Raw genomic sequence first — 24,579 nt, 5'->3', positions numbered from 1 at the left:
TATCCGCCATTTCGGTTGTGGCATTGCAAGGCGCCGGCGCAGCATACGGTTCCGATCCACTCACCTGAAAAACCACATGAAAGCACTACCCCTGAACGCAGCCCTGATCAGCATCGACGTGCAGCAGGCCTTCAACGACCCCGGCTGGGGCCAGCGCAACAACCCGGATGCCGAACAACGGATCGCCGCGCTGCTGGCGGCCTGGCGGAATACGGGGCGGCCGATCTTCCACGTCCAGCACCGTTCGGCCTCGCCGACCGGCCTGTTTCGCCCGGGGACGCCAGGCTACCTGCACAAGCAGGAGGGGCAGCCGCAACCCGGCGAACCCGTGATCGTCAAGAGCGTCAACAGTTCCTTCATCGGCACCGACCTGGAGGCGCGCCTGCGCGCGGCCGGCATCGGGGTGCTGGTGATCATGGGATTGACGACCGATCATTGTGTTTCGACCACGACGCGCATGGCCGGGAATCTCGGTTTCGACACGTATTTCGTGGCTGACGCCACCGCGACCTTTGAGCGCACGGGGCCGGACGGCCGCCACTATACGGCCGAGCAGATGCACGACACGGCCCTGGCCAGCCTGCATGGCGAATTCGCGACCGTCGTGTGGTCGCAGGAGGTGCTGGCGGCGCTAGCCGCCTGACACGGCCAGACGCGTCTGGCCACGGCCCTGCGCCAGCATCAGGAGCGCCAGCAGGACGCCCGACAGGGCCAGCCCGGCCGCGACCCATTGCGGCGAAGCGTAGGAATAGCCCAGGGTCAGCGGGATCCCGCCGAAGAAGGCGCCCAGGGCGTTGCCGATATTAAAACCTGACTGGCCCAACGAGGAACCGAGCATTTCCGCTTCGCGCGAGTGCTCGATCAGCAGCATCTGGATCGGCGGGCCCAGCGCCAGCGCATTGGCGCCGGTGGCGAAGGCCAGCACCAGCATGGCCGCCTGCGAGCTGGCGAACAGGCCATTGCACAGCAGCAGGGCGGTCATGGTGACCAGCAGGATCAGGATGGCGTGCAGCGGCGGTACCCGGTCGGCCAGCCGGCCGCCGAGGTTCACGCCCACCGTCATGCCGACGCCGACCACGGTCATCACCAGCGGAATGCTGGCCGGCTGGAAGCGGCTGACTTCGGTCAGCAGCGGCGCGATATAGCTGAAGAAGGCGAAGAAGCCGCCGGTGCCGATCGAGGTGATGGCCAGCGCCAGCCACAGGGCCGGGCTGCGGAAAATGCGCAGGTCCTGTGTCAAGCTGGTGCGCCCCTTGGCCTCGATCCAGGGCACCAGCCGGCGCAGGGCCAGCACGGTAACCAGGCCGATCGCGGCCACCACCAGGAACACCGCGCGCCAGCTCATGTTATGGCCGAGCCAGGTGCCTGCCGGCACTCCCACCACGTTGGCCAGCGTCAGGCCGGTGAACATGGTCGCCAGCGCCGCGGCCACCTTGCCTTCGTCGGCCAGGCGGCTGGCGACGACGGCGCCGACGCCGAAGAAGGCGCCGTGCGGCAGGCCGGCCATGAAGCGCGACAGCATCATCACCTCGAAGTTCGGCGCGAAAGCCGACATCGCGTTGAACAGCGTGAACATCGCCATGAACCACATGAGCACCGTACGCGGCGGACGGTGCGCCATCAGGCTCACCAGGGTCGGCGCGCCGACCACGACGCCGAGGGCGTAGGCCGTGATGAGGTAGCCGGCCTGCGGGATGCTGATCTGCAGGCCGCCGGCGATGTCGGGCAGGATGCCCATGATGACGAATTCGGTCATGCCGATGCCGAAGCCGCCCAGGGCGAGGGGAAGAAGGCTTTTCTTGATCAAGATGCGCTGCGCGTGGCGAGGAGGATCGGCCACTATAGCGCTTGATGCGCGCCCAGTCCGCTTTTGAGTCGTGATGACAGGTATAGCAGCCTGGAATGAAGTACGTATTAACCCTTACTCATCGAGCTCCGGCCAGCCGATGCGGCCGTGGCCGGCGTTGTCGAGCCGGGTGCGCAGCGCGCCGGCATCCTGCGCGGGCAGGCTGAAATCGAACAGCACCTCGTCGCCATGCGCCACCGCGTCCAGGCGGGCGCCGGCGGCGTCGAGTTCGCGCCGCACCATGCCTTCGAGCGCGTAGGGTGCGCTGCAGCGCAGCGCCTGCAGCTTGATGATCGGCACCTTCTGCGCCTGGAGCAGGGCTTGCGCCACGCTGTCGGTGTAGGCGCGCACCAGCCCGCCCGCTCCCAGCTTGACGCCGCCGAAGTAGCGCACCACGGTGGCCAGCACGCCTTCCAGGTCCTGGTGGCGCAGCACGTCGAGCATGGGGCGTCCCGCGGTGCCGCTCGGTTCGCCGTCGTCGACCGCGGCCGACTGGCCGCCGGCCAGCAGGGCCCAGCACACGTGGGCGGCGCCGGGATGCTCGGCGCGCAGCCCGGCGACGACCTGCTGGGCGCCGGCCCGGTCCGCCATCGGCTGGACGCAGGCAATGAAACGGCTCTTCTTGATGACGAGTTCGACGTGGACGGGGGCGGCGATGGTCTGTGGCATGACAGGACACGGAAAACAAAAAAGGCGTCACGATTGCTCATGACGCCTTCCCTGCTGAATCTTTGGTAGGCCGTGCTGGGCTCGAACCAGCGACCAACGGATTAAAAGTCGCCAGGTCGAAATGAGCATTCTTTATTAATCAATGACTTGCAACGCTTGCCAGCTGCGATAACCAGTCATGCCAAAGGGGAGGAATGGTAACCTATCAGGAGTCACGTCACAAGTACGTCACATGGTTTCATACGCAATACGGCAAGGCTGCCCGTGGTGCGAAGACGAGCGGCGATGCGGCTCTACTGTTGACGGCGCGCTCAATGGCTACAGCGAGGAAATCAACTTGGCCCCACAAGCTGTCACATCATTGTGGTACGCATAGGGCCGACCTTCGTGCTTTGCCCCAGCTCCGTCCGGCTTGATCGGGAATTTCCCCTTGCACTTTGGACAAAACGTCATGTCGCCCGCGAGCGCTGCCTCCGTTCCCATGACGATGGTTCCGGACGAGACGGAGATGACCTGGCCTCCGTGATCAGTCTTGTCATTAAGTCGAATCACACCGCGTCCTTCGTGTTTCATGCCGGCTCCTTGTCTTGTAAGAGGTCGGGCGTTTCGGAATCGAGCAGATGCCAGACCAGTTCGTCCGGGTCCAGCGGAAGCAGCCAGTCGCGCTGCGGGTCGGGGAAGTGCTGGCCGGCCGTGAGCCACGTTTGCCGCCAGACTTGGTTTACCGCATGGCGCAATGGGTGGTCGAGTGCAAGCCAGGGCTGCCAGGTGCCCGTGACTGGGCATGCATCGTCTGCCGCACAGACATGGTGCGGCTCGGGCCGGGCCACTTCGCGCGCTAGGCTGGCAACGGTCTGCAGTTCGACGGCGCCGTGGTTGTGGCGGACAGTCAGCAGCCGCTGCCACATGACGTTCGGAATCGCGCCACGCCCGGTTTCGTCTGGATAGCGCAGCTTGTTGAAGGTTTCGCCCGGGAGGAACAGCCGGGGCAGGATACCGGCGAGGTGCGTTCGCACCGGCTCCGCTTCGTGGTCGGCGGCCGGGCGCCAGTAGGCGGCAAACGGGGCGTTCTGTTCATTCGTGAAGTCGTCGGTCTCACGGAAATTGTAGGCGGAATCGAGGTGTTCCCGGCCACTCCGTTGCGATGCAGCGCTCGGCTTTGGCGCGGCCTTTGGTGGCGTAACGGCCATGGCAGCCTTCAGCAGGGTTTCGCGCTTGCCGTCCCAGCGGGGAAGCGGGGCTGGCGGCAGGGGAAGCACCTTGTCGAGGTTGGGGAAGCGGCGCAGAGGATTGAATCGTAGTGCGTTGGCCAACATCAGGTAACGCTCAACTCTAGCCTTGTCGACGAAAGGCGCCAGCTGGTCTTCGTGGTCGGCGCGGCCATCAAAATCAGCTACCAAGGCGCCAGCGCAATTTACGGAACCAAGTTTCACGCCCTCGTGCAGAATCGCCAGCGCACGTGCTTTGTCTTCTCTTGTGTTTCCCTTACGCTTATATAAATAATGCAGATAGAACGCTGCTTCGCCATTCCCTTGTCCAAAAGCGCATTCCAGCATTTTGGTCGCTACCGGCACATTCGCCCAGAAGCTCTCACGCGGGTTATCCCAAGTGGCCTTCAGCTTTTCACCAAGGAAGGCCATCGCTTGCGGACTTCCCATGTCCGCAGCCTTCTGCCAAAACGCATACGCCGTAGTTGCATCTCCGGGAACGATTCCCTCCATGTGATAGGTGCCCATACGGTCATAGGCGGCCGGTATCCCGAGCTTCATCGCTTCCTCGACGATCCGGATCGCATCCTCATGGCCATGCTCGGGGTCGCGCCCTTCCAGATACAGACTTGCGAGGTTGAGCATGGCTTTCCAATGCCGCCGCTGCGCCGCCTGCCGCGTCAGTTGCAAGATCTTTTTGTAGTCGCGGTCGTCTTCGTAGATTTCGGGGGCTTCCAGAGCAAGCGCCTCGTTGAACCATTTGTCCGCTTCCGCATCAATGGGCGGCACCTTTGTTGCTTCGATCTGGCAAGTGAAGTCGGGCCGGTGTGGATTGAACAGGGGTAGTTTTTCGTTACGAGGCAGTTCGTTTGTCATTTTGCAAGCCGAGAGTAGGAGGAAAAAAACCAGTGCCGCGGACAAGGCGCGGATTACTGGAGAGTGGAATAGGGTCGTGGCTTTCATATCAGCCCAGCCGAATGGTTGATTTGCGGTTGTCTTCAATGGGGAGCAAGAACCCTCGCATGCGCTCGCCTTTTTGCTTTTGTTCGCGGTTGTCCGATTGTCGCGTTTTCCACTTTTCGAAAACTAATTTCAACTCGTGTTGTTGCACCTGACCACCATCGAACTCATCCCCACTCAGCTTGAACCAGATGTTCTGGCGTAGATACCGTGCCCAAGTCCGGTCATTAGTCCCAAAATTCAATTCGCTGTCGCTGGACATGCTGCGCTGGTTAAGATTGGCGCTGCCCAGGGAAAAGAAGCTGTCGTTAATCAGGAGCAGCTTTGAATGGATATAGATCTCCCGGTAACGCATCCGGACCTTTCCCTTGAGGTCGCGGCAATGGCCGCTCACTTGCAACATCGACGCTACCACCCGCAGGCCGTCAGCTTCGAGTTGCTTCACGGTCGGCTTCTTGATCGAGGTGGCATGTACGACGACGTCCTCCTTCGATCCCTTCGCAGTTTTCTCGGCGATCAGCTCCTCCTGGCCTTTCATGCCCCCGTGCTGTCCCATGGTCGCCAACGTGTCGTAGGTGCGTGGCACCATCTGCTTGCGTTCCGCCACTGGCGCCACGACGAACACATGCAGGACCGGCATGTCTTCCATCGACTTGCCTGACTTGGCAGCGGCGTTACGCCATAGCGCCGCCTTGGCCTTGCATTGCTTGACGAGCCGCTGGGCCCATTCTTCGTACTGCAAATACTGGTTCTCGATGTAGATGTAGCCGCCGACAGCGGAGGCGATGTCGGTTGCCTGGAAATACAATTCCTTGATGGTCTTGTCGCTTTCTTCCGGTTCCGTGCGGACGATCTGGACGCTGGCGTCGTTCTTCCTGGCGGGACGCAGTAATTTCGATGGCACTGCTTTCCCGTTGATTTCGCTAGGGATGAATTTACGGGCCGGGTGATCGGCAGGGACGGCGGCACGGGCCCACGCCGATTCGAAATTCCTGTTGACGGCGATGAGCGCGCCGCCGCCCTCGAACCGGCATGCATAATCGCGGTACGGTTTGTAGGTACGGAAGCCGGCATCCTCCTTATCGTCCTCCTTCAGTGTCTGAACGGCTTCATCTTCTTCACGATCGTCGCCCAGTTCACGGCGGCCGTCCTCGATCTTGTGATCCGTCGTGTCCCAATAGTCGGTTACGGAATTAAGACCCATGACATAGCCGACCGCATTCGCACCATCCTCGTGCGCGTAATCGATCAGTATCGTCTTCTGGTGATGCGAGCCCACCTGGGTAAAAGCGAGCGATTCCGAGTTGTCGATACGGTTGGTTTCCGATGCAAGGTTACGCTTGATGGCTTCCGGGTTGGCCTCGCGGTACATGACCGAGATATTCTTGAAACGTCCATTCAAGCCGCGGGCGGTACGAAACCAGTTGCAGCAGTATTCCCTGCGCGCCTTGTCTGCAATCGCAATCTGGTCTTTCCGCGCGATACCGTCGGTACGCCCGCCAGCCTTCTTCAAGTAGGGCTCGCGATGCCGGGCAAGTGTGCGATGTGCATTGATCTCGCTGACTGCGGTTTCCTTGAGGGTGAGGCCGAAGGAAAACGTGTCGTGGGTCCAGCCAGGAAGGTTCTTCGGATTGACAAAGTCGGTGCCATAAAAGCTGCCCGCCGTAGCAAGCCTCGGATGCAGCCAGACCAACAGCCTGACGCGCACGCCGCGCTCGCCAGCGGCAATCAGCAAATCTCCAAACGTTACGCCGCGCGGCCACAAGCTATCGGCGCGGATCAGTTCCATGCCCGGGTCGAAGCCCCAGCAGCAAAGATCGATGCTTTCCTTGGCATTCTCGATGTCCGCAGCGATGCTGGCGAATCCTTCTTCGCCGCAAATAAACAACTTGAGCCGGTTGTTATGCGTGATCGGGTGGTCATCCGGTTTGTTCCGCTTGTCCAGAAACCACTGCACGGTCCCCTTTGCGGTTCGGGTGACCTCATCGATGTGGAATTTCTCGGCATGCTTCATATCATTTGACATAGGCGTCCTCTCATTTCCTGCGGGTCGCTGTGCTGTTTTTCGCGCGTGATAGCTTCTCGATGGTGGCTTCAAGGCCCCGAAGTCCACTATTCGTGGCCGTCTGTTCTCGATGCAGGGGATCGTCGCGGTGGGCGAATTGCGGGACGACGTTCAGCGCGAGGCGGTCCCCGGTCGCGAGCTGTACGCTGTAGTTCGCGGTGCCCGGCTTGTGCGGCACCGTCACGCCGCCGGACTCGTCGGTCACGCCGTCCTCGATTTTGGTTTCGCCTTGATACAGGCTGTATGGGACGTTGGCGAGTTCGCCGCCGTCCAGCCCATGGCTCTGCAGCTGAAAGTACAGTTGTTCGGGAGTCGGTTCGATACGCGGCTGTTGTGGAGCAGCGGATTGGGGTCGATTCTGCGGCCCCAGGGTTTCGAGGTTCCCATGAAACAGCACCGGCCTGGACGTGAACACCTGCACCAGGTCGCTGATTTCCACCATGCTCTCGCCGCCGTGCAAGCGGATGCCCTTCTTGCCCTTCAGGTCGATCCAATCGGACTGGCTGATCAGGCTAAGCACCTTGTTGGCGATAATCTCGATATCGTCGCTCTGGGCCTGCACCGTGACTTTGCCAGCGGCGGCAACCAGTTTCATGCCGGCCTTGTGCACGAACAGCCGCAACGTTTCCCGGATGCTGGCAAACACGCTCTCGCCGGTCGCGATCGACAGGCTGCGGCCCGTCGTCAAGGCCGTGTGCTGGCTGCTGGCGATATGGGTTGACTGTGCACTGGTGGTTTCGATTCCGGCCGGGCTGGCCAGCACGAGATGGGGCTCTGCGAGTTCGGGGAATCTATCGCCGGCGCCGCGGACGGCGTCGTTTTGCGCCTTGAGCGCATCGGCCACGTCGTGCTGCTGGCCGCTCTCCTGGGCCTGTCCCTGTAGCGCAGCCGTAGCGTTGGCGTCGTGGAGCTTATGCGCCGCCTTCAAGCGTTGCGTGGTTTCGCCCATGTCCTTGATGGAGGACTGTGCCCCGGTGCGCCGTTCGGTGGTGATCAGCATGCCTTCCGCCGCGCGCGCGACCCCATGCCCGTCCGTGCGCAGCTCCCACCCTTCGCCGCGCGACTCCTTGCGGCCCGCGTTGTCTTCGATCCGCGTGATGTGGCCGAGGGAGAGTTGGCTGTGCTGATGGTCGCTCTTGAGCTGCGCCTGGATCTGCCCGTTCGTATCGTCAAGGATCAGGTGGTTGCTACGTCCGGCTGAGGAATTGCCGGGCGCGAGCTCGCGGCTGCGCAATCCCGTCAGTGCCCGCTGCGCCGGTACGCGCCATGGGGGCATGTTGCGCTTGTTGAACACGGATCCTGTGATGATTGGATGGTCCGGGCAGCCTTCTAGCCATTGGACAATCACTTCCGTTCCTACTCGTGGAATCGCGGCGGCGCCAAGCTCGGCTCCCGCCCAGGAACTGGATACCCGTATCCAGGCAGAGCTGCGTTCATCGTTGTTACCCTCTCGGTCCCAATGGAATTGCACCCGCACCCGACCGTACTCGTCGGTATGAATCGAGTCGTGGCCGGATGGACCGACGACGATGGCGGTTTGCGGAGCGTGAATCCTGGTGCCCGTGCTGTTGAAGTTCCGGCCCGGTCGCCAGGGCACACTCTTGCGCGTGCAGATCAACCAGTTGCGATAGAGGACTTTTTCATCCGCATCTTGCAGGTAGTTGTTGGTGGCGGTGTGGCGAACCGACAGGATCAGGAATTCATCCTTGCTGGCGTCGCGCTTAGCCGCAAAGATATTGTGATTGAAGTGCTCTACCAAATGGAACCAGCGGCCCGGCATCAGGTAGCGGTCATTACCTTGTGCCTCGACGTACTTGGCAGCGGCTTCGAATTCTTCCATGCGGATGCGGCTTTGCGCATCGCCGTCTCTGAAATTCCGGAAGCCGTAGGCACCCGTGTACTCGTACGACTCAAGCTCCGGTAGATTTTCCTGGATGTTCAATGACGGAACGCTGACGCTGGCCGGAATCGGATCCTTGAAATTGAAGCCGTTCAGGGCAACGCTGGAGGGGATAGCTTGGCGCACCGGCGACCAGCGATCAATGGCATCTTCTTCCAGCGTGCCGCCTTCTCCGTGAAAGCGCACTTCCGCGCCGCCGTCGATGGCGGGAGCATAGGTCGAATCACTGCCGACGATGAGCTTATGGCCGCTCGCATCGTGTTCGTACCAGTAATGCCAGCCTGCGGCTTCCCAGCGCCGGCTCAAGTAGTTGTAGTCCGTCTCGTTGAACTGGCAGGCATCGGTCATGACCGGGTCGTCTGCCCTGACGTGCCAATCCCATTGGGCATGCGTACCATAGTCACGGAAGATGTCCTCCGTCTGCTCGCGCAAGCTCTTCCCATGGAACAGGTAGCTGTCCTTGCGCAGGCTGAGATATTTCAGCCAGGGGCCAAGCTTGGCCTCGTAGAAGGTGATGCCGCCATCGGAATGGCGGCGGCGGAAGCTGAACACGTAGCCGGAAAAGTAGCGCAGGCTGCCATCCTTGCGCACCAGCTCGATGTTGAGCAGCTTGCCCTGCATCTCCTTAAGGGCGACGTCGGCGTCGTCGGACAGCAGTTCGACCATGAACTCGAAGTCCCTGGACAGGCACTCGGTCGCGTTGATCCTGTTGACCAGGAATTGCGCCCTTGGCGCATCATCCTTGGGGAACAACAGGCGCAGGATGCGGTGGTGCTGCCTGTCATGCATCAGCTCGTGAAGGGAATGACTTAGGGTGCTCATGCGGGGTCCTGGAACGCTCGGCTAATGGTCGTTTGTTTCTGCCGGGAACCCGGCAGGGTGAATGCGCTGCTTCGTTGCCGGTCGCTGCCACTTCAATGCCCGGTCCGGCCTGTTGTGAGCTCGTATGCTTTCGGTGGCGGCGCCTGGCCGCCTAGCTGGTCGGCATGTATGAGGATCGGAGCGACGAAGATCAGCTTGCGCGAACTGCGCGCGGGGCCGCACGGCTGGGCTCGGAAATGGCCGCGCCGCCAGTGCGGCGCCCTGATGCCGGCCGCGCCGGGCGCCGGTAGGATTACAGGCGCGCTCGCAGGGCCGACCGTGATGCGGTCATACAGGGAATCCATGCGGCGCTGCAGTTTGGCCTGCTTTTTCGGCCCCACGCCCGCCAACCGCTTCAGTGCGGCGCTGTGTTCCGCGTTCACCTCCTTGCGAGCGTCCTTCAGGCCGAGGTACAGGAACACCTTCACCATGTTGTTGATCAGCTTTATCAGCACATCGTCGTCGGTCGTGCGCTGGCCGTTTTCTGGCGTCAGGATCCCCTCGGCCCATTCCATAACGGTCTCGTCCAGCGAGAGCAACGGGCCGCGCAGCAGTCGCGTACTGATTCCCCTGTCGTTCGAGGCGTAGACGACCATCAGTTCAATCACAGTGATGAATTCTTTGCGATTGTCGGACGGGCCTGGCCTGCTCATGAAACAGAAAATGCCCTCGATCCAGCGGCCTTTGGCACGGTCTTCAAGCGTCCTGAAATGCTCCGCCGTAGTCCGGTTCAGCTGAAGATACTGCGCATCGAACGGCGGCGAGAACAGCTGCATCGGCAGCGTGTCGTCGATATCGGACTGCATGAGAAGCGCGTCTAGCGCCGGCGTGGTCTCGATCAGTGCGCCGTGTTTTCGTTCGAAATGAATATTGGCAGCCCACCTGGCGACGATGGCGAGCGTGGAGTCAGCCCAGCCAGGCGGGCGCTGGTAGCGCGAATGCCGCTCAAGGTGCTTGTCCACCTGCCAGCAAAGTTCATTGATGCAGTCGAGGCAAGTGGCGCGCGCGCCGGCCCAGTCGTCCCAAACACGCCGGCTCCGGTCATGAGCAGTGAACAGGCGCTGCCACTCTTCCAGCGCGCCCTGGTTGCGGAACTTGATCGGAAAAGGGAGGTTGTCCAACGTGACCACCATGCTCGCCCGTATCGCCAGGTCGAGCTCTCCCAAGGCCGTGGTTGGGAACTTGTGTCGCATCGCCTTGTATTCGGCGTACTCGGCTGCAGGGACGCTGGCGCGAGGTACAAGTTCTATTTCAGGGACGCTGAACGCGGTATCTGCCATAAAGACCATCTACGGTTGCGAGAGTTGCTACCTGCTGCAATGAAAACCTTTTGATTATTCAAGGATATGCAGCGGTGAAACTTGAGCAAACGCAACTTGTAGGTAGCTAGACGACACGTGGTTCGATGTAGGTTGGGAAGTCGAGCTTATGCCTGCGGGGAACTATGCGGTCAGCAACGACGTTAAAACCTCACTCGACTAAACGCTTTAAGCAGATCATGCCGTCGTCGATGCTAACGTAGCGCATATTTTCGACGCACGAATGAATCGCCCCGGCTTTCGTGGAGGCCGGTTAGTGTGAGTCAGGCCGGAATAACCTGACTGCTCAGTTGCTTGTAATAGTTTGCCTCAGCTTCCGCCGGCGGTATATAGCCGAGCGGCTCCAGCAAACGGTGATGGTTGGACCAGGAAACCCACTCCAGGGTCGCCAGTTCGACGGCCTCACGCGTCTTCCAGGGAGCGCGGCGGTGGATCAGCTCAGCCTTGTAGAGCCCGTTAATGGTCTCGGCCAGGGCGTTATCATAACTGCCCCCTTTGCTGCCCACAGAGGGCTCAATGCCTGCTTCCGCCAGGCGCTCGCTGTACTTTATCGATACATATTGAGACCTGCGGTCCCTATGATGGACCAGCTCGTTTCGCTCCGGCTGCCGCGCATACAGCGCCTGTTCCAGCGCGTCGAGCACGAAGTCGGTTCGCATCGAGCTGCTGACGCGCCAGCCGACGATGCGCCGGGCAAAAACATCGATGACGAAGGCGACGTAGACGAAGCCCTGCCAAGTCGAGACGTACGTGAAGTCGCTGACCCACAGCTGGTTTGGTCGCTGTGCCTTGAATTGGCGATGGACCCTGTCGAGCGGGCACGGCGTCTTCGCATCGGGAACCGTGGTGCGTACGACCTTGCCGCGCATAACCCCGCGCAGCCCGGCCTTGCGCATCAAGCGTTCTACCGTGCAGCGGGCTACCTCGGTTCCCTCACGCCGCAGCTGGCGCCAGACCTTGTCAGCTCCATAGACCTGCAGGTTCGCCTGCCAGACTCGTTCGATGTCGACGCTCAGCACGTCGTCGCGCTGTGCACGTGCGCAACGCAACTCAGGGTTTCGCTGCTGCGCGGCATAACGCCAGTAGCCCGACGGCGCGACCTGCATCACCCGACAGATCGGCTCGACGCCGTAGGCATGACGGTACTGGTCGATGAACTTCCTCACGGCTTGAAGCGGCGGTCGAGCTCCGCCTGGGCGAAAAACGCACTCGCCAGACGCAGAATCTCGTTCGCCTTGCGCAGCTCGCGCACCTCTCGCTCCAGCGCCTCGATGCGCTCCTCTTCGGCCGTGGTTGGACCTGGGCGCTGGCCAGCGTCACGTTCCTGTTGACGGACCCAGCGACGCAACGTTTCAGGCGTACAGCCGATCTTGGCCGCGATCGACGTGATGGCTGCCCATTGCGATTCGTACTCGCTGGCCGCTTCGCTGACCATGCGCACAGCGCGCTCGATGACTTCAGGGGAATACTTGGGTTGCTTCTTCATAGCTCCATTTTCTCAAACAATGGAGCCTCTACAAAACCCGGGGCGGTTCAGAGAGCAGCCGAAGCGTACTTGGAACGAAGCAGTGCGCAAGTGGATGCAGGAAACTTCGTACAAACGCACTCATCACGAAGATTTGCTCAAGCTCGACTGGCTTATGAAGTTTTTACGGAACCGGGTGCTGAGCGAAATCACGCGCGACGAGGTCGCGGCAATCGGTCTGCACAAGAAACGCGAGGCGAGCAACGCGACCGCCAACCGTTACCTGGCTCTGATCCGTTCGATCTTGCGAAAGGCGTGCCTGGAATGGGAATGGATCGACCGGGTGCCGAAAGTGAAGATGTACCCAGAGCCCAAGCGCCGCGTTCGTTGGATTGCACCCGAGCAGGCGAGGGCGCTACTGGAGGCATTGCCGGAGCATCAACGTGAGATGACGCTTTTCGCGCTCGCGACCGGTCTAAGGCAGAGCAACGTAACAGGCCTATGTTGGACGCAGGTTCATCTCAAGCGGCGCACGGCCTGGGTTGCGGCTGACGAGGCAAAAGGTGGTGAGGACATCCACATTTCGTTATGTGACTTGGCACTGGAGGTCTTGGAGCGCCAGCGTGGAAAGCATCCAGAGCGCGTCTTCACGTATGAAGGCAAACCGGTGAGGTACGTGAACACGAAAGCCTGGCGCAATGCCCTGAAGCGCGCAGGAATTGCCGACTTCCGTTGGCACGACCTGCGGCACACTTGGGCCAGCTGGCTAATCCAGAACGGCACACCGTTGTACGACCTGCAGGAGATGGGCGGCTGGAAATCGGCCGCGATGGTGCGACGGTACGCGCACTTGGCGCCGGCGCACATGGCGCGTCACGCGGCGGTAGTAGACGGACTGCTGCGCGTCACAAGTACGGCACAGTAGGTAGAAGAGGGGACTGCCGCAGATGCAAAAAAGGCGTCACGATCACTCGTAACGCCTTCATTTGATACTGCAAATTCGTGGTAGGCCGTGCTGGGCTCGAACCAGCGACCAACGGATTAAAAGTCCGCTGCTCTACCAACTGAGCTAACGACCCGAAGAAGCCAAGATTATAGCGGCGTTTGCGCGAATATCCAAGTGCTTCGTGTCAATTTGTTGGTGCGGCGCCGGGCGGGTCGCTCAGCGCTCGACTTCCCTGTCCTCGGCCATGACGTCGTTCATCGAGTGCGGCTCGAGTTTTTCGGCCTCGACATTCATGCGGACGAACATGCCCCAGGTAGCGAGGATCGCGGCGGCGGCGACACCGATGGAGGCCGCATGCGGCAGGTATTCCGGGCGGCCGTGCATGAACTGGAACACGCCGATCAGGCATTCGATCGACAGCGACACCACGACCACGATCAGGAAGCGCGACAGGAAGCGGCGCACCCGGGTCGGGGCGCTGATGTTGACCGAGCGCTGCACTTCTTTCTCGAGCACGGTCTGGCCCAGTTCCAGGGAGGCGACGGCGATGGTCAGCAGGCCGACGCATTCCAGGATGAGTTCGAAACGTTCCCGCACCTTGAAATTGTCGCGAGGATCGAGCGCTTGCCAGGTTTCCACGCCCGCCAGAATGATCAGGCCCACGCCGCACACGAAGAACAGGGCGACGATCAGCATGTAGCCGAGGAGGAAGACGTTCTGGACGAATTTCACGGTACACGCTGTCGAATGAGCTGTAAATATCTTAACGCTATCCGCAGTGCCGGCGAGTTCGATTGCGCGCTGCCTCGCAAGGGGGAGCGCAAAAAACAAAGAAGGCGTCACGATCACTCGTAACGCCTTCTTTGCTACAACTAATTCTGGTAGGCCGTGCTGGGCTCGAACCAGCGACCAACGGATTAAAAGTCCGCTGCTCTACCAACTGAGCTAACGACCCGAAGAGGCAGCATTATAGCCGGGCATTCCGGTTTGCGCTAGTGCTACCTGAACAAGAGCGCATCACACCAGCGCGGCAGTCACCTTCAGCACCTCGTCGGCGGTGGTCACGCCTTCGACCACCTTCATGGCTCCCGCGATGCGCAGCGGCTTCATGCCGTCCGCCACGCTCTGCTGGCGCAGCTTCTGGATCTCGCCCGATTCGCGCACCACGCGCGCAAACCCTTCGCTCACGGTCAGGAGTTCATAGATGCCGGTGCGTCCCCGATACCCCGTCTGCCGGCATTCCGGACATCCGATCGGCCGATACACCACGCCGGGCTTGGGAATCTTCCACGCCCCCCCGATGCCCTGCCACACCTCGTCACTGAGCTCGCCGCCGGGCGCCTTGCAGTCCGCACAGAGCGTGCGCACCAGTCGTTGCGCCATTACGCCGATCAGGGTTGCTTCCAGCAGATAGTCGGGCACGCCGAGTTCAAGCAGGCGCACCACCGCGGCCGGCGCATCGTTCGTATGCAGGGTGGAGAACACCAGGTGTCCCGTCAGCGCCGCCTGGATCGCCATCTCGGCCGTCTGCAGGTCGCGGATCTCGCCCACCATGATGATGTCCGGGTCCTGCCGCATCAGCGCCCGCACGCCATCGGCAAACGACAGATCGATCCCCGGCTGCACCTGCATCTGGTTGAACGACGACTCCACCATCTCGATCGGATCCTCGACCGTGCACACGTTCACCTCGCTGGTGGCCAGCGCCTTCAGCGTCGTATACAGGGTGGTCGTCTTGCCCGAGCCGGTCGGCCCGGTCACCAGGATGATCCCGTGCGGCCGGTTGGTCAGCGCATCCCAGCGCGCCGCGTCGTCCGGCGGAAAGCCCAGCTCCGGCAGCGTTTTGACGACCACTTCCGGATCGAAGATACGCATTACCAGCTTTTCGCCGAACGCCGTCGGCAGCGTCGACAAGCGCAATTCGACTTCCTGGCCCCCGGCGGTGCGCGTCTTGATCCGCCCATCCTGGGGGCGCCGCTTCTCGATCACGTCCATCCGCCCGAGCAGCTTGATGCGCGCCGTCATCGCAATCATCACCACGGCCGGCACCTGGTACACCTGGTGCAGCACGCCGTCGATGCGGAAGCGGATGGTCGCGAATTCGCGCTTCGGCTCCAGGTGAATATCGGACGCGCGCTGCTCGAAGGCATAGCTCCACAGCCAGTCGACGATGTTGACGATGTGCTGGTCGTTGGCATCGAACTGCTTGTTCGATTTGCCCAGCTCGACCAGCTGCTCGAAATTGCTGCGCATCGCCAGGTCTTGCCCGTTATGGCGGTTGGCGTCGCGGATCGATTTGGCCAGGCTGAAAAACTGCGAGATGTACTGCGCGATATCGAGCGGATTGGCCAGCACCAGCTCGATCCTGCGGCGCGACACCTTGGCGATTTCCGCTTCCCATTCCACATTGGCCGGGTCGGCCGTCGCCACCACCAGGGTCGACGCGCTCATGTCCACCGGCAGGATATTGAAGCGCGCCGCGTAGCTGGCCGACATCACGTCCGCCACCTTGGTGAAATCGATCTTCAGCGGATCGATGCGGATGAAGGGCAGGCCGACCTTGCTGGCGCACCATTCGGTCAGCGCGTCGAGGGTCAGCAGCCGGTGCGGGGGCAGGTTCGAGACGAGCTTGCACTGGGCCACGGCCGTGAGCGGATGCATGGATCCGGCCGCGTTCTTCAGGATGCCCTGTGCCTGCGCGAACAGCGCCTTCACGTTCTCCTTGGTGACGATCCCGTCCGCCAGCAGCCAGGAGAAGATGGACTGCAGATCGAGCGACCGCAGGCGTGGCGTCCTGGAAGAAGCGGGGATGGCAGGCGTATTCACGTTCGGCTCCCGATGGTGGGGTGGTTCAGGCGGCGAGGATGCCCTTGACCCAGGACTTCGCCGGCAGCTTGGTGGCTGCTGTGATCTGGGCTGCACGGTGAGTGAGCGCTTCCTTGTCCAGCTGCGGACGGTTCCTGAAGCACAGCGCCACCACATTGCCGTCGTGGACTTCCGGCAGGCAGATCACGTGCTCGAAGGCGAACTTCATCGCCTTCAGGTTCTTGGCAAAGCTCGGGTGGTCGCCGAACAGGTTGACGGTCATGATGCCGCCATCAAGCAGGCAGTCGTTGCAGGCCTGGTAGAACTCCGGCGTGTCCAGCACCGGCCCGCGCGCGGTGGCGTCGTACAGGTCGCACTGCAGCACGTCGAAGGCGCCGTGATTGGCCGGGTCGAGCACGAAATCCATCGCGTCCATCTCCACCACGTTCAGGCGCTCGTCATTGGGCGGCAGCTTGAACATGGAGGCGCAGATGCCGATCACCGAGGCATTGAGCTCGACGGCGGTCACGCTCGCCTCAGGGAACTGGCGGTAGCAGAACTTGGTCAAGGTAGCGGCACCCAGGCCCAGTTGGGCGATGGCGCGCGGCGCGTCGATGAACAGCATCCAGGCCATCATCTGCTGCGCGTATTCCAGTTCCGGCCAGTCCGGCTTGCGGATGCGCATCGCGCCCTGCACCCATTCGGTGCCGAAATGGAGATAGCGGACGCCGTCCTGTTCTGACAGGGTGACGGGGGCGAACTTGGGCTTGCGCGCGGGACGGCGCGAGGATTCGGCCTGTTCGATGGATTTGCGTTTGATGAGCATAGGGCAACCTGGTTGAATCGCCCTATTATCGGGGGAGGGGTTCCCGCAGCGCAAGCACGCCTTCGGCAAGCGCTGCGGGTTGCCGGCGCAAGGCCGGCGCGGGAATCAGTAATCGATCGGCTGGACCGAGACGCGCAGGCGCACGCGGTTGCCCGGGTCGCGGTTCATCACCGTGTTGTAGGTCTGGCCGCGGAACTCGTAGGTGACGTCGTAGCCGTTGGTGCGCGATTCGATCGTGTCGACGGTGCGGCACTGGCGCACGGCCTGTTCCTGCACGGCAGGCCCGCCGCGGTTGGCGTTTTCCGAACGGTCGCCGATCATGGCGCCGGCAATGGCGCCGGCGGCCGTGGCGGCGACACGGCCGCTGCCGCTGCCGACCTGGTTGCCGAGCAGGCCGCCGACGACGCCGCCGACGATGCCGCCGCCGACGCCGCGTTGCTGCTGGACCGGCACCTGCACGTATTCGGTACGGCATTCCTGGCGCGGGATCCGGATTTCTTCCAGGCGCGGCTGGACGCGCACCACGCGGCCGAAGTCTTCGAAGTCCTGGGCCTGGGCCAGCGGCAGCGTGGCAAGACCCATTGCAGCAATGATCAGTTTGGCTTGAGTATTCATGTTCTACCTCGTAGTGGGCAATCGACGAGTCTGGTGGGGGAGCAGGGAACCGACCGGACTTTCATGCCTCCTATGGTAATCCGATCGGCCAGCCTCATCCCAATCCACGTGGCAACAAAATGTAACAGCAACGCAAGCATTTTCCGGCTCGCGCAAGAATGGCGGGGCTGTTGCCGAGGGCCTTGTTTATACAGATGAGTGCATACCAATTCTTACAAATGCAATTCCTGTAATCACATTTGGGTTGCTTCCCATACCACAAAACGTTACCCTTACACACTAAGGGTCTTTTTATTGGCGTATGGAAACAACAGCGGGAGAGATGAATGCGGCGCATGCCAAGCGTCGCGCACGTGGCGCAGACATGGCCACATCACACCGACCTGGTCAGCTTGAGGAAAAAATGAATTTGTTGATGAGAGTGCCGCCCAATCTTGTGCAGTCGATCCGCGCCTTCCGCGTCGCCGAGCTGCAGCAGGAGGCTGCGCGCCTGGGTCAGCATTTCCTGTATGCACATTGTGCCAATACCTTGACCAAGCAGCAGGTGTGCGCCCGCATCGGCGAGAACTTTTATTTCCCCAAGCCTTGCAGCAAGAATTTTGACGCGCTGCGCAAATGCCTGACCGAGACCGTTGCCGAGGCCGGCCCGCAGCCGGGCTTCCTCGTCGTTCTCGAGCAATTGCCCAGTGCGCAAAAATTTGACAAGGAAGCGCGCGAAAACCTGCTCGACGTCTTCCGCGACGCGGCCGAATTCTGGGCCGAAAAGAAGGTCCCGTTCCGGGTATTCTACTCGTTCGCCATCCCGACATAGGCGGCCGCTTCAGCGCTGAGCCGCCATCGCCCGCTGCGGTTGCCCGCCGGCGATACGGTACAATGCGCGCTATGAAAAATATCGTCATCCTGATTTCTGGCCGTGGCAGCAACATGGAAGCGATCGTGCGCGCCATGGAAAACGAAGCCTGGCCGGCCCGGATCGCCGCCGTCGTCAGCAACAAGCCGGAAGCCAAGGGCCTGCACTATGCGCAGGCGCGCGGCATCCCGACCGCGGTCGTATCAAATAAGGAATTTGCCACGCGTGCCGAGTTCGATGCGGCGCTGCAGGAGACGATCGACCGCTTCGTCCCCGACCTGGTCGTGCTCGCCGGCTTCATGCGCATCCTGACGGCGCCTTTCGTCGAGCACTATGCCGGCCGCATGCTGAACATCCACCCATCGCTGCTGCCGCTGTACCCGGGCCTGGGCACGCACCAGCAGGCGATCGATGCCGGCGACAAGGAACACGGCGCGACCGTTCACTTCGTGACGGCCGAGCTGGACCACGGTCCGATCGTGGCCCAGGCGCGCGTTCCGGTGCTGCCTGGCGACACCGAGGAAACGCTGTCCGCCCGTCTGCTGGTCGAAGAACACAAGCTGTACCCGTATGCGGTGCGCCTCTTCGTCGAAGACAGGCTCAGTATTGAAAACGGCGAGGTGCGCATCCTTGACGCTGCGGCCGCCTAAACCACAAGCATTTGATCAGTTTTAACTGAGTAAGGAACACCATGAGATTGCCTCCAGCGATCATCGGCAATACCGAAGAAGTATTGCGCGAGATCCTGCGCTTTATGTCGCCCGCCGACGTCACCCTGTCGCGCTACTTCAAGGACCATCCACGTTTCGGCGGCCGCGAGCGCGGCGTCATCGCCGAGGCGGTCTATGCCGTCCTGCGCAACAAATCCTTCTATACCGACTTCGCCGGCGCCGGCAACACGCCTTCGATGCGCAAGCTGGCCTTGCTGGGCCTGGCCGAGACCGTCGGCATCGACGCCCTGGGCGGCCTGAGCGAGGACGAAACCCATCTCCTCACCCGCGTGAAGGAAGTCGACCGTTCGCTGCTGCCGCCGCAGATGCAGGCCAACCTGCCGGCCTGGCTGTACGACAAGCTGGTGGCGCAGTTCGGCGAAGCCGAGGCGCTGGAGCTGGCCGCCGTGCTGAATACGCCTGCCCCGCTCGACCTGCGCGTCAATTCCATCAAGGCCAACCGCGACGAGGTCATCGCCGAACTGGCCAAGGCGCCGATCGCCGCCGAGCCGATGCCGTATGCGCCGCTGGGCCTGCGCGTCCTGAAGAAGCCGGCGCTGCAGAACCTGCCGCTGTTCAAGGAAGGCGCGATCGAGGTGCAGGACGAGGGCAGCCAGGTGCTGGCCCAGATCGTCGGCGCGCGCCGCGGCGAGATGGTGGTGGACTTCTGCGCCGGCGCCGGCGGCAAGACCCTGGCCCTGGGCGCGACCATGCGCAATACCGGCCGCCTGTACGCCTTCGACGTCTCCGAGAAGCGGCTGGCCAAGCTGAAGCCGCGCATGGCGCGTAGCGGGCTGTCGAACGTGCACCCGCAGCTGATCGCGCACGAGCGCGACGCCAAGATCAAGCGCCTGGCCGGCAAGATCGACCGCGTGCTGGTCGACGCGCCTTGCTCCGGCCTGGGCACCCTGCGCCGCAACCCGGACGTCAAGTGGCGCCAGCGCCCGGAAGCGGTGGCCGAGATGCAGGAAAAGCAGGCCTCGATCCTGGACGGCGCCGCGCGCCTGGTCAAGAACGGCGGCCGCCTGGTGTACGCCACCTGCAGCCTGCTGAACGAAGAAAACGACGTGATCGTCGAAGGGTTCCTGGCTACCCATCCGGAATTTGAACTGGTGCCGATGAGCAAGGTGCTGGCCGAGCAGAAGATTCCGCTCGAAATGGACCAGTACCTCAAGATGCTGCCGCACAAGCACCAGACCGACGGTTTCTTCGCGGCCGTGCTCGAGCGCAAGGCAAAAGCCAAGCCAGCCCCGGCTGACGAGTCGGAAGTCGACCAGCCCGAGGAATAACGCCGACACATGCCGCTCCAGCAACTGCTGGCCGACCTGCTCGGCGATATCCGACAGCCTGCCATCCTGTGGCAGGCGCTTGCCATCGTCCTGTGTATCGGGGTCGGCTGGGGCCTGGCGCGGCTGATGCACCGTTCCTGGCTGCAGAGCCACCAGGACCAGCACCAGGGCCTGATCGGCCTGGGCATGGCCAGCTTCAGCCGCGTGCTGCCGCCGCTGCTGATCCTGGGCCTGCTGGTAACCACGCGCGCCGTCATGGCGCACTACCAGAGCGTGCACCTGCTCGACATCGCGGTGCCGCTGGCGTCCTCGTTCACCGTCATCCGTACCTTCTTCTACCTGCTGCGCCGGGTGTTCGCGCGCCACGGCCCGCTGGGGGAGGCGCTGCAGACCTTCGAAAAGATTTTCGCGCTGGTCGTGTGGCTCGGCGTGGCCCTGCACATCGTCGGCGTGCTGCCGGATGTCATCCGCTACTTCGAGGGAATCACACTGCCGATCGGCAAGTATCGTCTGAACCTGGCGGACCTGGTCGGCGGGCTCGTGTCGATCGTGGTCCTGATGATGCTGGCGCTGTGGGCTGGCGCGGCGCTCGAGGAGCGCCTGATGCATGTCGAGCGCATGCATACGTCGATCCGGGTGGTGCTTGCGCGCATGAGTCGGGCGGTGCTGATCCTCGTCGCAGTGCTGTTCAGCCTGGATCTGGCCGGCCTGGACCTGACCGTGTTGTCGGTGTTCGGCGGCGCGCTCGGCGTCGGCCTCGGTCTGGGCATGCAGCGTATCGCCAGTAATTACGTGTCCGGCTTTATCATTTTGCTGGAACGCAGCCTGACGATCGGCGATCCGATCACGCTCGACAAGTATTCCGGCAAGGTGGCGCGCATCAATACGCGCTACACCGTGCTGCGCGGCACCGACGGCACCCAGACCCTGCTGCCGAACGAAATGCTGATCACGGGTGTCGTGATGAACCAATCCGGGACCAACCGCAACGTGCGCGCGGTGACCAGGCTGACCGTGTCCTACGACAGCGACCTCTCGACCGTCATGCCGCTGCTGGAAGCACTGCCGCGCGGCGTCCCCCGCGTGCTGGAAGCGCCGGCGCCAAACGTGCTGCTCAACGCGTTCACGCCGGACGGCTACGAACTGGAGGTCGGCTTCTGGCTGGGCGATCCCGAAAACGGGCAGGGTGGCCCCATCTCCAACGTCAACAAGAAGATTCACGAACTTGTCCAGACAGGTGAGATCAAGCTTGGTTATCCGAGCGCGAGTGTCAGCCAGCCGATGCCCACATGACATCGCTTGTGGCACGAACCCCGACGGCTCCTTGAAATAAGGCATGCGTTAAAGTTTTATTGCGTGCCGCGTGGCAGTGGAACCGCGTAAAATATCGGGTTGCGAGCCGCCGCGACTGTTGGCGTGTCGACGCGATATCCATGGAGACTGAATGAATTTCTTTAGTAGCGAACCCGTGCAAGCCGTGCTGAGCTTCCTGTCGACCGGCCTGCTCGACTTCACCGCTTGGCAGGTCGTCATCGCCACGCTGGTGCTGACGCACATCACGATCGCCAGCGTGACGATCTACCTGCATCGCCACCAGGCGCACCGTGCCCTCGACCTGCACCCGATTCCGAGCCATTTCTTCCGCTTCTGGCTGTGGCTGACCACCGGCCAGGTGACCAAGGAGTGGGCAGCGATCCACCGCAAGCACCACGCCAAGTGCGATACCGAAGAAGACCCGCACAGCCCGCAGACCCGCGGCATCCGCAAGGTGCTGTTCGAAGGCGCCGAGCTGTACCGTGCTGAAAGCAAGGTCAAGGAAACCATGGAGAAATACGGCCATGGCACCCCGGACGACTGGATCGAGCGCAACTTGTACACGAAGCACAGTGCCATGGGCGTGGTGCTGATGCTGTTCATCAATGTTGCGCTGTTCGGCATCGTCGGTATCTCGGTGTGGGCAGTCCAGATGATGTGGATTCCGATCACCGCGGCCGGCATCATCAACGGCATCGGCCACTACTGGGGCTACCGCAACTACGACTGCAGCGATGCGGCCACCAACATCTTCCCGCTGGGCATCCTGATCGGCGGCGAGGAACTGCACAACAACCACCATACCTTCGCCACCTCGGCCAAGCTGTCGAGCAAGTGGTACGAGTTCGACCTGGGCTGGGGCTACATCCGCATCCTGGAAACCCTGCGCCTTGCCAAGGTGAAAAAGGTCGCGCCGGCGCCGAAGTTCGCCAAGGACAAGATGGTTGCCGACCTCGACACCCTGCAGTCGGTGATCGCCAACCGTTACGACGTGATGGCCAAGTATGCCAAGTCGGTGCGTCATGCTTTCCGCGAGGAATTCGAGCACCTGAAGCACAAGGCCGAGCTGGAAGCACGTTTCCTGAAGAGCTCGCGCAAGCTGATGCAGCGCGAACCGGCCAAGCTGGAGCAGTCGCAGAAGCAGCAGCTGGTCGAGCTGTTCCAGCACAGCAAGGCGCTGGAAACCATGCACCAGATGCGCGTGGAACTGGGCGCGATCTGGGAACGTTCGCACGCGACCCGCGACCAGTTGCTGCAGCAGTTGCAGGACTGGTGCGCACGCGCCGAAGCCTCGGGCATCAAGTCGCTGCAGGACTTCTCGCTGCGCCTGCGCAGCTACGCATAAGCGGTTTGATAAGACAACAACGGGCGGCTCCTTCGGGAGCCGTTTTTTTGTAGGGTGGGCGGATTCTCCGCCCACGCGGTGATAGTTTGCCGCAAGATCATCCCGCCCGACATCGGAGCCTGTAACGATCACCGCGTGGGCGGGAAGACCCGCCCACCCTACGCTCGGTGCGACATCTTCTTAGATCAGCAGCACCTGCGCGTCTTCAGGCAGCACCAGCCGCGCACGCGGGTCGAAATCCTCGTTGCCGGTAAAGCGGTGGCAATACACCGGGGCATTCGCGTGGTTGCGTGCCGGCTCGCTGGTGGGGTAGCGCGCCAGCAGGCGCTCGCCGTCGACCACCTCGACCTGGGCGCGCGGCGACAGGCTGCACACCGACACGCCCAGCTTGCGCGTCGAGGCCCAGTTCAGGAAGCGGTGGTGCCAGGGCACGAGCGGATCGATGGTGGCGTGCACGTCGCGCAGCAGGCGCCGCATTTCGCCGACCGTCCAGGCATCCGGCGCCAGGGTAGGGATGAGCACCAGGTTGGCGCGCAGTTCGGCGGGATTCTTGTTGATCGAGAAGCCGCCGTCCTGCTGCGCGATCCGGTCGGCGACCGGCACGATGTACAGGCCGTGTTCGTCGGCGCGCATCGGCAGCGATTCGCCGCCGCCTTCCAGCCAGAGGACCAGGTCGTCGGTACGGACGCCGGCGTGCGCGGGGCGCAGCTGCACCGCCAGCACGGCGCGCCCGAGCAGGTTTTTCTGGACCGCCTTGGCCATTGGATAGAACAGGGGCCGGTAGGGGAGCAGGCGCGTGCGTGCGGCGGCCTTGACTTCGACCATCGGCACACCCTCGGGACCGGGCGGCTGGGCGTGCGCGGGCAGGGCGCACGCCATGCAGGCGGCCAGGATGGACAACACAGGCAATGTCAGCAGCGCATGCATGCTGGGCTCGTGGCGAAGTCGGCAAGTCCTTATGCTTTCACGGCCGGGCGACCATTGCAATATTCGCACTCCATGCCGCTGCGCCGAGTCAAGGCGGTGTTGTATTCGCGACGGCACGTGCCGGACCCGGCAATAAAAAAGCCGCCAGTCGAAACGGGCGGCTTTTTAACTGGAGCAAGATCGATTACTTGATCTTGGTTTCCTTGTAGATCACGTGCTTGCGTGCCTTCGGGTCGAATTTGGTGATTTCCATCTTCGCCGGCATGGTGCGCTTGTTCTTGGTGGTGGTGTAGAAGTGACCGGTACCTGCGGTCGATTCCAGCTTGATTTTGTCGCGGCCAGTTTTTGCCATGATAGCTCCCTAATTAAACTTTTTCGCCACGGGCACGCATGTCGGCCAGCACGGCGTCGATGCCGAGCTTGTCGATCACGCGCAGACCGGCGTTGGACAGACGCAGGGAGACCCAGCGGTTTTCCGATTCCACGAAGATGCGGCGGTTCTGCAGGTTCGGCAGGAAACGACGCTTGGTTTTGTTGTTAGCGTGGGAGACGTTGTTGCCAACCATCACTCCCTTGCCGGTAACTTGGCAGACACGTGCCATAGTGCACTCCTTAAGAATATCCAGATTTGGAAAAACGAGAGTATAGCGTGGAAACCA

22 protein-coding genes, 2 tRNA genes and 1 other annotated feature are annotated in these 24,579 nt (G+C 62.1%); of the genes, 7 read left to right on the top strand and 17 right to left on the bottom strand.

Translation table 11 applies throughout. From position 1 onward, the window contains the following. The first annotated feature begins 76 nt into the window (after positions 1–76). Positions 77–643: a cysteine hydrolase family protein gene (locus ACK4S9_RS07045; RefSeq protein WP_409723386.1), complete on the top strand. Its 567-nt coding sequence runs from the start codon at positions 77–79 to the stop codon at positions 641–643. On the opposite strand, the gene ACK4S9_RS07040 is transcribed toward ACK4S9_RS07045, so the two are convergent. From ACK4S9_RS07040 to ACK4S9_RS07005, 8 genes are all read right to left on the bottom strand, one after another. Next, positions 632–1,807: an MFS transporter gene (locus ACK4S9_RS07040; protein ID WP_409723383.1), complete on the bottom strand. Its 1,176-nt coding sequence runs from the start codon at positions 1,805–1,807 to the stop codon at positions 632–634. The genes ACK4S9_RS07045 and ACK4S9_RS07040 overlap by 12 nt on opposite strands. Before the next feature lie 114 nt (positions 1,808–1,921). After that, the gene (locus ACK4S9_RS07035) at positions 1,922–2,515 is read right to left on the bottom strand and encodes an IMPACT family protein (protein WP_409723381.1); all 594 of its coding nucleotides are present in this window, start codon (positions 2,513–2,515) and stop codon (positions 1,922–1,924) included. Between the two features lie 318 nt (positions 2,516–2,833). Further along, positions 2,834–3,088: a PAAR domain-containing protein gene (locus ACK4S9_RS07030; RefSeq protein WP_409723378.1), complete on the bottom strand. Its 255-nt coding sequence runs from the start codon at positions 3,086–3,088 to the stop codon at positions 2,834–2,836. Then, complete coding sequence (locus ACK4S9_RS07025) at positions 3,085–4,599, bottom strand: tetratricopeptide repeat protein (RefSeq protein WP_409723376.1); 1,515 nt, start codon at positions 4,597–4,599, stop codon at positions 3,085–3,087. Before ACK4S9_RS07025 ends, ACK4S9_RS07030 begins: the two co-directional genes overlap by 4 nt. Before the next feature lie 88 nt (positions 4,600–4,687). Next, positions 4,688–6,709 carry a phospholipase D-like domain-containing protein gene (locus ACK4S9_RS07020; protein ID WP_409723373.1) on the bottom strand — a complete coding sequence of 674 codons (2,022 nt, stop codon included), beginning with the start codon at positions 6,707–6,709 and terminating at the stop codon, positions 4,688–4,690. Between the two features lie 10 nt (positions 6,710–6,719). After that, on the bottom strand, positions 6,720–9,470 hold the full coding sequence (locus ACK4S9_RS07015) for a type VI secretion system Vgr family protein (protein ID WP_409723370.1): 2,751 nt from the start codon (positions 9,468–9,470) through the stop codon (positions 6,720–6,722). Between the two features lie 92 nt (positions 9,471–9,562). Further along, entirely contained in the window at positions 9,563–10,789 is a 1,227-nt protein-coding gene (locus ACK4S9_RS07010; RefSeq protein WP_409723367.1) for a hypothetical protein, read from the bottom strand. A 302-nt stretch (positions 10,790–11,091) separates the two neighbouring features. Further along, positions 11,092–12,314, bottom strand: a protein-coding gene (locus ACK4S9_RS07005) for an IS3 family transposase (RefSeq protein ID WP_409723365.1) whose coding sequence is annotated in 2 segments (ribosomal slippage) — positions 11,092–12,026 and positions 12,026–12,314 — 1,224 coding nt in all. Because the reading frame shifts where the segments join, the coding sequence is not laid out codon by codon here. Beyond that, positions 11,920–12,036: a sequence feature (AL1L pseudoknot), on the bottom strand. Its footprint overlaps the gene before it by 117 nt. Before the next feature lie 82 nt (positions 12,315–12,396). Between ACK4S9_RS07005 and ACK4S9_RS07000 the strand changes: the two genes are divergently transcribed. Continuing rightward, positions 12,397–13,218, top strand: coding sequence for a tyrosine-type recombinase/integrase (locus ACK4S9_RS07000; protein WP_409723363.1), 822 nt, complete (start codon positions 12,397–12,399; stop codon positions 13,216–13,218). A 78-nt stretch (positions 13,219–13,296) separates the two neighbouring features. Here the strand turns inward: ACK4S9_RS07000 and ACK4S9_RS06995 are convergent. The 6 genes from ACK4S9_RS06995 to ACK4S9_RS06970 all read right to left on the bottom strand — a co-directional run bounded on the left by ACK4S9_RS06995 (position 13,297) and on the right by ACK4S9_RS06970 (position 17,485). Then, positions 13,297–13,372 (bottom strand) — tRNA-Lys (locus tag ACK4S9_RS06995). Between the two features lie 83 nt (positions 13,373–13,455). Further along, entirely contained in the window at positions 13,456–13,971 is a 516-nt protein-coding gene (locus tag ACK4S9_RS06990; protein WP_409723361.1) for a hypothetical protein, read from the bottom strand. Between the two features lie 147 nt (positions 13,972–14,118). Then, positions 14,119–14,194, bottom strand: a tRNA-Lys gene (locus ACK4S9_RS06985). Positions 14,195–14,256: 62 nt separating this feature from the next. Then, the gene (locus ACK4S9_RS06980) at positions 14,257–16,065 is read right to left on the bottom strand and encodes a GspE/PulE family protein (RefSeq protein ID WP_409723359.1); all 1,809 of its coding nucleotides are present in this window, start codon (positions 16,063–16,065) and stop codon (positions 14,257–14,259) included. Positions 16,066–16,090: 25 nt separating this feature from the next. Then, positions 16,091–16,870, bottom strand: coding sequence for a spermidine synthase (locus tag ACK4S9_RS06975; protein ID WP_409723357.1), 780 nt, complete (start codon positions 16,868–16,870; stop codon positions 16,091–16,093). 105 nt (positions 16,871–16,975) lie between these two features. Then, on the bottom strand, positions 16,976–17,485 hold the full coding sequence (locus ACK4S9_RS06970) for a glycine zipper 2TM domain-containing protein (protein WP_409723354.1): 510 nt from the start codon (positions 17,483–17,485) through the stop codon (positions 16,976–16,978). A 403-nt stretch (positions 17,486–17,888) separates the two neighbouring features. On the opposite strand from ACK4S9_RS06970, the gene ACK4S9_RS06965 reads away from it, so the two are divergent. The 5 genes from ACK4S9_RS06965 to ACK4S9_RS06945 all read left to right on the top strand — a co-directional run bounded on the left by ACK4S9_RS06965 (position 17,889) and on the right by ACK4S9_RS06945 (position 22,993). Then, positions 17,889–18,296, top strand: coding sequence for a barstar family protein (locus tag ACK4S9_RS06965; protein ID WP_409723430.1), 408 nt, complete (start codon positions 17,889–17,891; stop codon positions 18,294–18,296). A 71-nt stretch (positions 18,297–18,367) separates the two neighbouring features. Then, on the top strand, positions 18,368–18,985 hold the full coding sequence (gene purN, locus ACK4S9_RS06960; RefSeq protein WP_409723352.1) for a phosphoribosylglycinamide formyltransferase: 618 nt from the start codon (positions 18,368–18,370) through the stop codon (positions 18,983–18,985). Between the two features lie 41 nt (positions 18,986–19,026). After that, positions 19,027–20,334, top strand: coding sequence for an RsmB/NOP family class I SAM-dependent RNA methyltransferase (locus ACK4S9_RS06955; protein WP_409723349.1), 1,308 nt, complete (start codon positions 19,027–19,029; stop codon positions 20,332–20,334). Positions 20,335–20,343: 9 nt separating this feature from the next. Continuing rightward, positions 20,344–21,627 carry a mechanosensitive ion channel family protein gene (locus tag ACK4S9_RS06950; protein ID WP_409723346.1) on the top strand — a complete coding sequence of 428 codons (1,284 nt, stop codon included), beginning with the start codon at positions 20,344–20,346 and terminating at the stop codon, positions 21,625–21,627. 151 nt (positions 21,628–21,778) lie between these two features. Further along, positions 21,779–22,993, top strand: coding sequence for a fatty acid desaturase (locus ACK4S9_RS06945; RefSeq protein ID WP_409723343.1), 1,215 nt, complete (start codon positions 21,779–21,781; stop codon positions 22,991–22,993). 180 nt (positions 22,994–23,173) lie between these two features. On the opposite strand, the gene ACK4S9_RS06940 is transcribed toward ACK4S9_RS06945, so the two are convergent. The 3 genes from ACK4S9_RS06940 to rpmB form a co-directional block, all read right to left on the bottom strand. Next, positions 23,174–23,920 carry a hypothetical protein gene (locus tag ACK4S9_RS06940; protein WP_409723341.1) on the bottom strand — a complete coding sequence of 249 codons (747 nt, stop codon included), beginning with the start codon at positions 23,918–23,920 and terminating at the stop codon, positions 23,174–23,176. A gap of 184 nt (positions 23,921–24,104) precedes the next feature. Next, entirely contained in the window at positions 24,105–24,272 is a 168-nt protein-coding gene (gene rpmG, locus ACK4S9_RS06935) for a 50S ribosomal protein L33 (RefSeq protein ID WP_005665735.1), read from the bottom strand. Positions 24,273–24,285: 13 nt separating this feature from the next. After that, positions 24,286–24,522, bottom strand: a complete 237-nt coding sequence (rpmB, locus tag ACK4S9_RS06930; protein ID WP_026354825.1) for a 50S ribosomal protein L28 — start codon at positions 24,520–24,522, stop codon at positions 24,286–24,288. Positions 24,523–24,579 lie beyond the last annotated feature (57 nt).

It is taken from the genome of Massilia sp. (genome assembly GCF_046293535.1).
GTDB lineage: Bacteria > Pseudomonadota > Gammaproteobacteria > Burkholderiales > Burkholderiaceae_D > Telluria.
This window is presented reverse-complemented; position numbering and strand designations above follow the sequence as displayed.

Excerpts from the sequence above, each read along its gene's own strand:
- ACK4S9_RS07015 (WP_409723370.1), bottom strand. The coding sequence starts at position 9,470 with ATGAGCACCCTAAGTCATTCCCTTCACGAGCTGATGCATGACAGGCAG.
- ACK4S9_RS07010 (WP_409723367.1), bottom strand. The coding sequence starts at position 10,789 with ATGGCAGATACCGCGTTCAGCGTCCCTGAAATAGAACTTGTACCTCGC.
- ACK4S9_RS06970 (WP_409723354.1), bottom strand. The coding sequence starts at position 17,485 with ATGAATACTCAAGCCAAACTGATCATTGCTGCAATGGGTCTTGCCACG.
- ACK4S9_RS06940 (WP_409723341.1), bottom strand. The coding sequence starts at position 23,920 with ATGCATGCGCTGCTGACATTGCCTGTGTTGTCCATCCTGGCCGCCTGC.
- ACK4S9_RS07030 (WP_409723378.1), bottom strand. The coding sequence starts at position 3,088 with ATGAAACACGAAGGACGCGGTGTGATTCGACTTAATGACAAGACTGAT.
- ACK4S9_RS06945 (WP_409723343.1), top strand. The coding sequence starts at position 21,779 with ATGAATTTCTTTAGTAGCGAACCCGTGCAAGCCGTGCTGAGCTTCCTG.
- rpmG (WP_005665735.1), bottom strand. The coding sequence starts at position 24,272 with ATGGCAAAAACTGGCCGCGACAAAATCAAGCTGGAATCGACCGCAGGT.
- ACK4S9_RS06950 (WP_409723346.1), top strand. The coding sequence starts at position 20,344 with ATGCCGCTCCAGCAACTGCTGGCCGACCTGCTCGGCGATATCCGACAG.
- ACK4S9_RS06965 (WP_409723430.1), top strand. The coding sequence starts at position 17,889 with ATGAATTTGTTGATGAGAGTGCCGCCCAATCTTGTGCAGTCGATCCGC.
- ACK4S9_RS06975 (WP_409723357.1), bottom strand. The coding sequence starts at position 16,870 with ATGCTCATCAAACGCAAATCCATCGAACAGGCCGAATCCTCGCGCCGT.
- purN (WP_409723352.1), top strand. The coding sequence starts at position 18,368 with ATGAAAAATATCGTCATCCTGATTTCTGGCCGTGGCAGCAACATGGAA.
- ACK4S9_RS07035 (WP_409723381.1), bottom strand. The coding sequence starts at position 2,515 with ATGCCACAGACCATCGCCGCCCCCGTCCACGTCGAACTCGTCATCAAG.
- ACK4S9_RS07020 (WP_409723373.1), bottom strand. The coding sequence starts at position 6,709 with ATGTCAAATGATATGAAGCATGCCGAGAAATTCCACATCGATGAGGTC.
- ACK4S9_RS07025 (WP_409723376.1), bottom strand. The coding sequence starts at position 4,599 with ATGACAAACGAACTGCCTCGTAACGAAAAACTACCCCTGTTCAATCCA.
- ACK4S9_RS07045 (WP_409723386.1), top strand. The coding sequence starts at position 77 with ATGAAAGCACTACCCCTGAACGCAGCCCTGATCAGCATCGACGTGCAG.
- rpmB (WP_026354825.1), bottom strand. The coding sequence starts at position 24,522 with ATGGCACGTGTCTGCCAAGTTACCGGCAAGGGAGTGATGGTTGGCAAC.
- ACK4S9_RS06955 (WP_409723349.1), top strand. The coding sequence starts at position 19,027 with ATGAGATTGCCTCCAGCGATCATCGGCAATACCGAAGAAGTATTGCGC.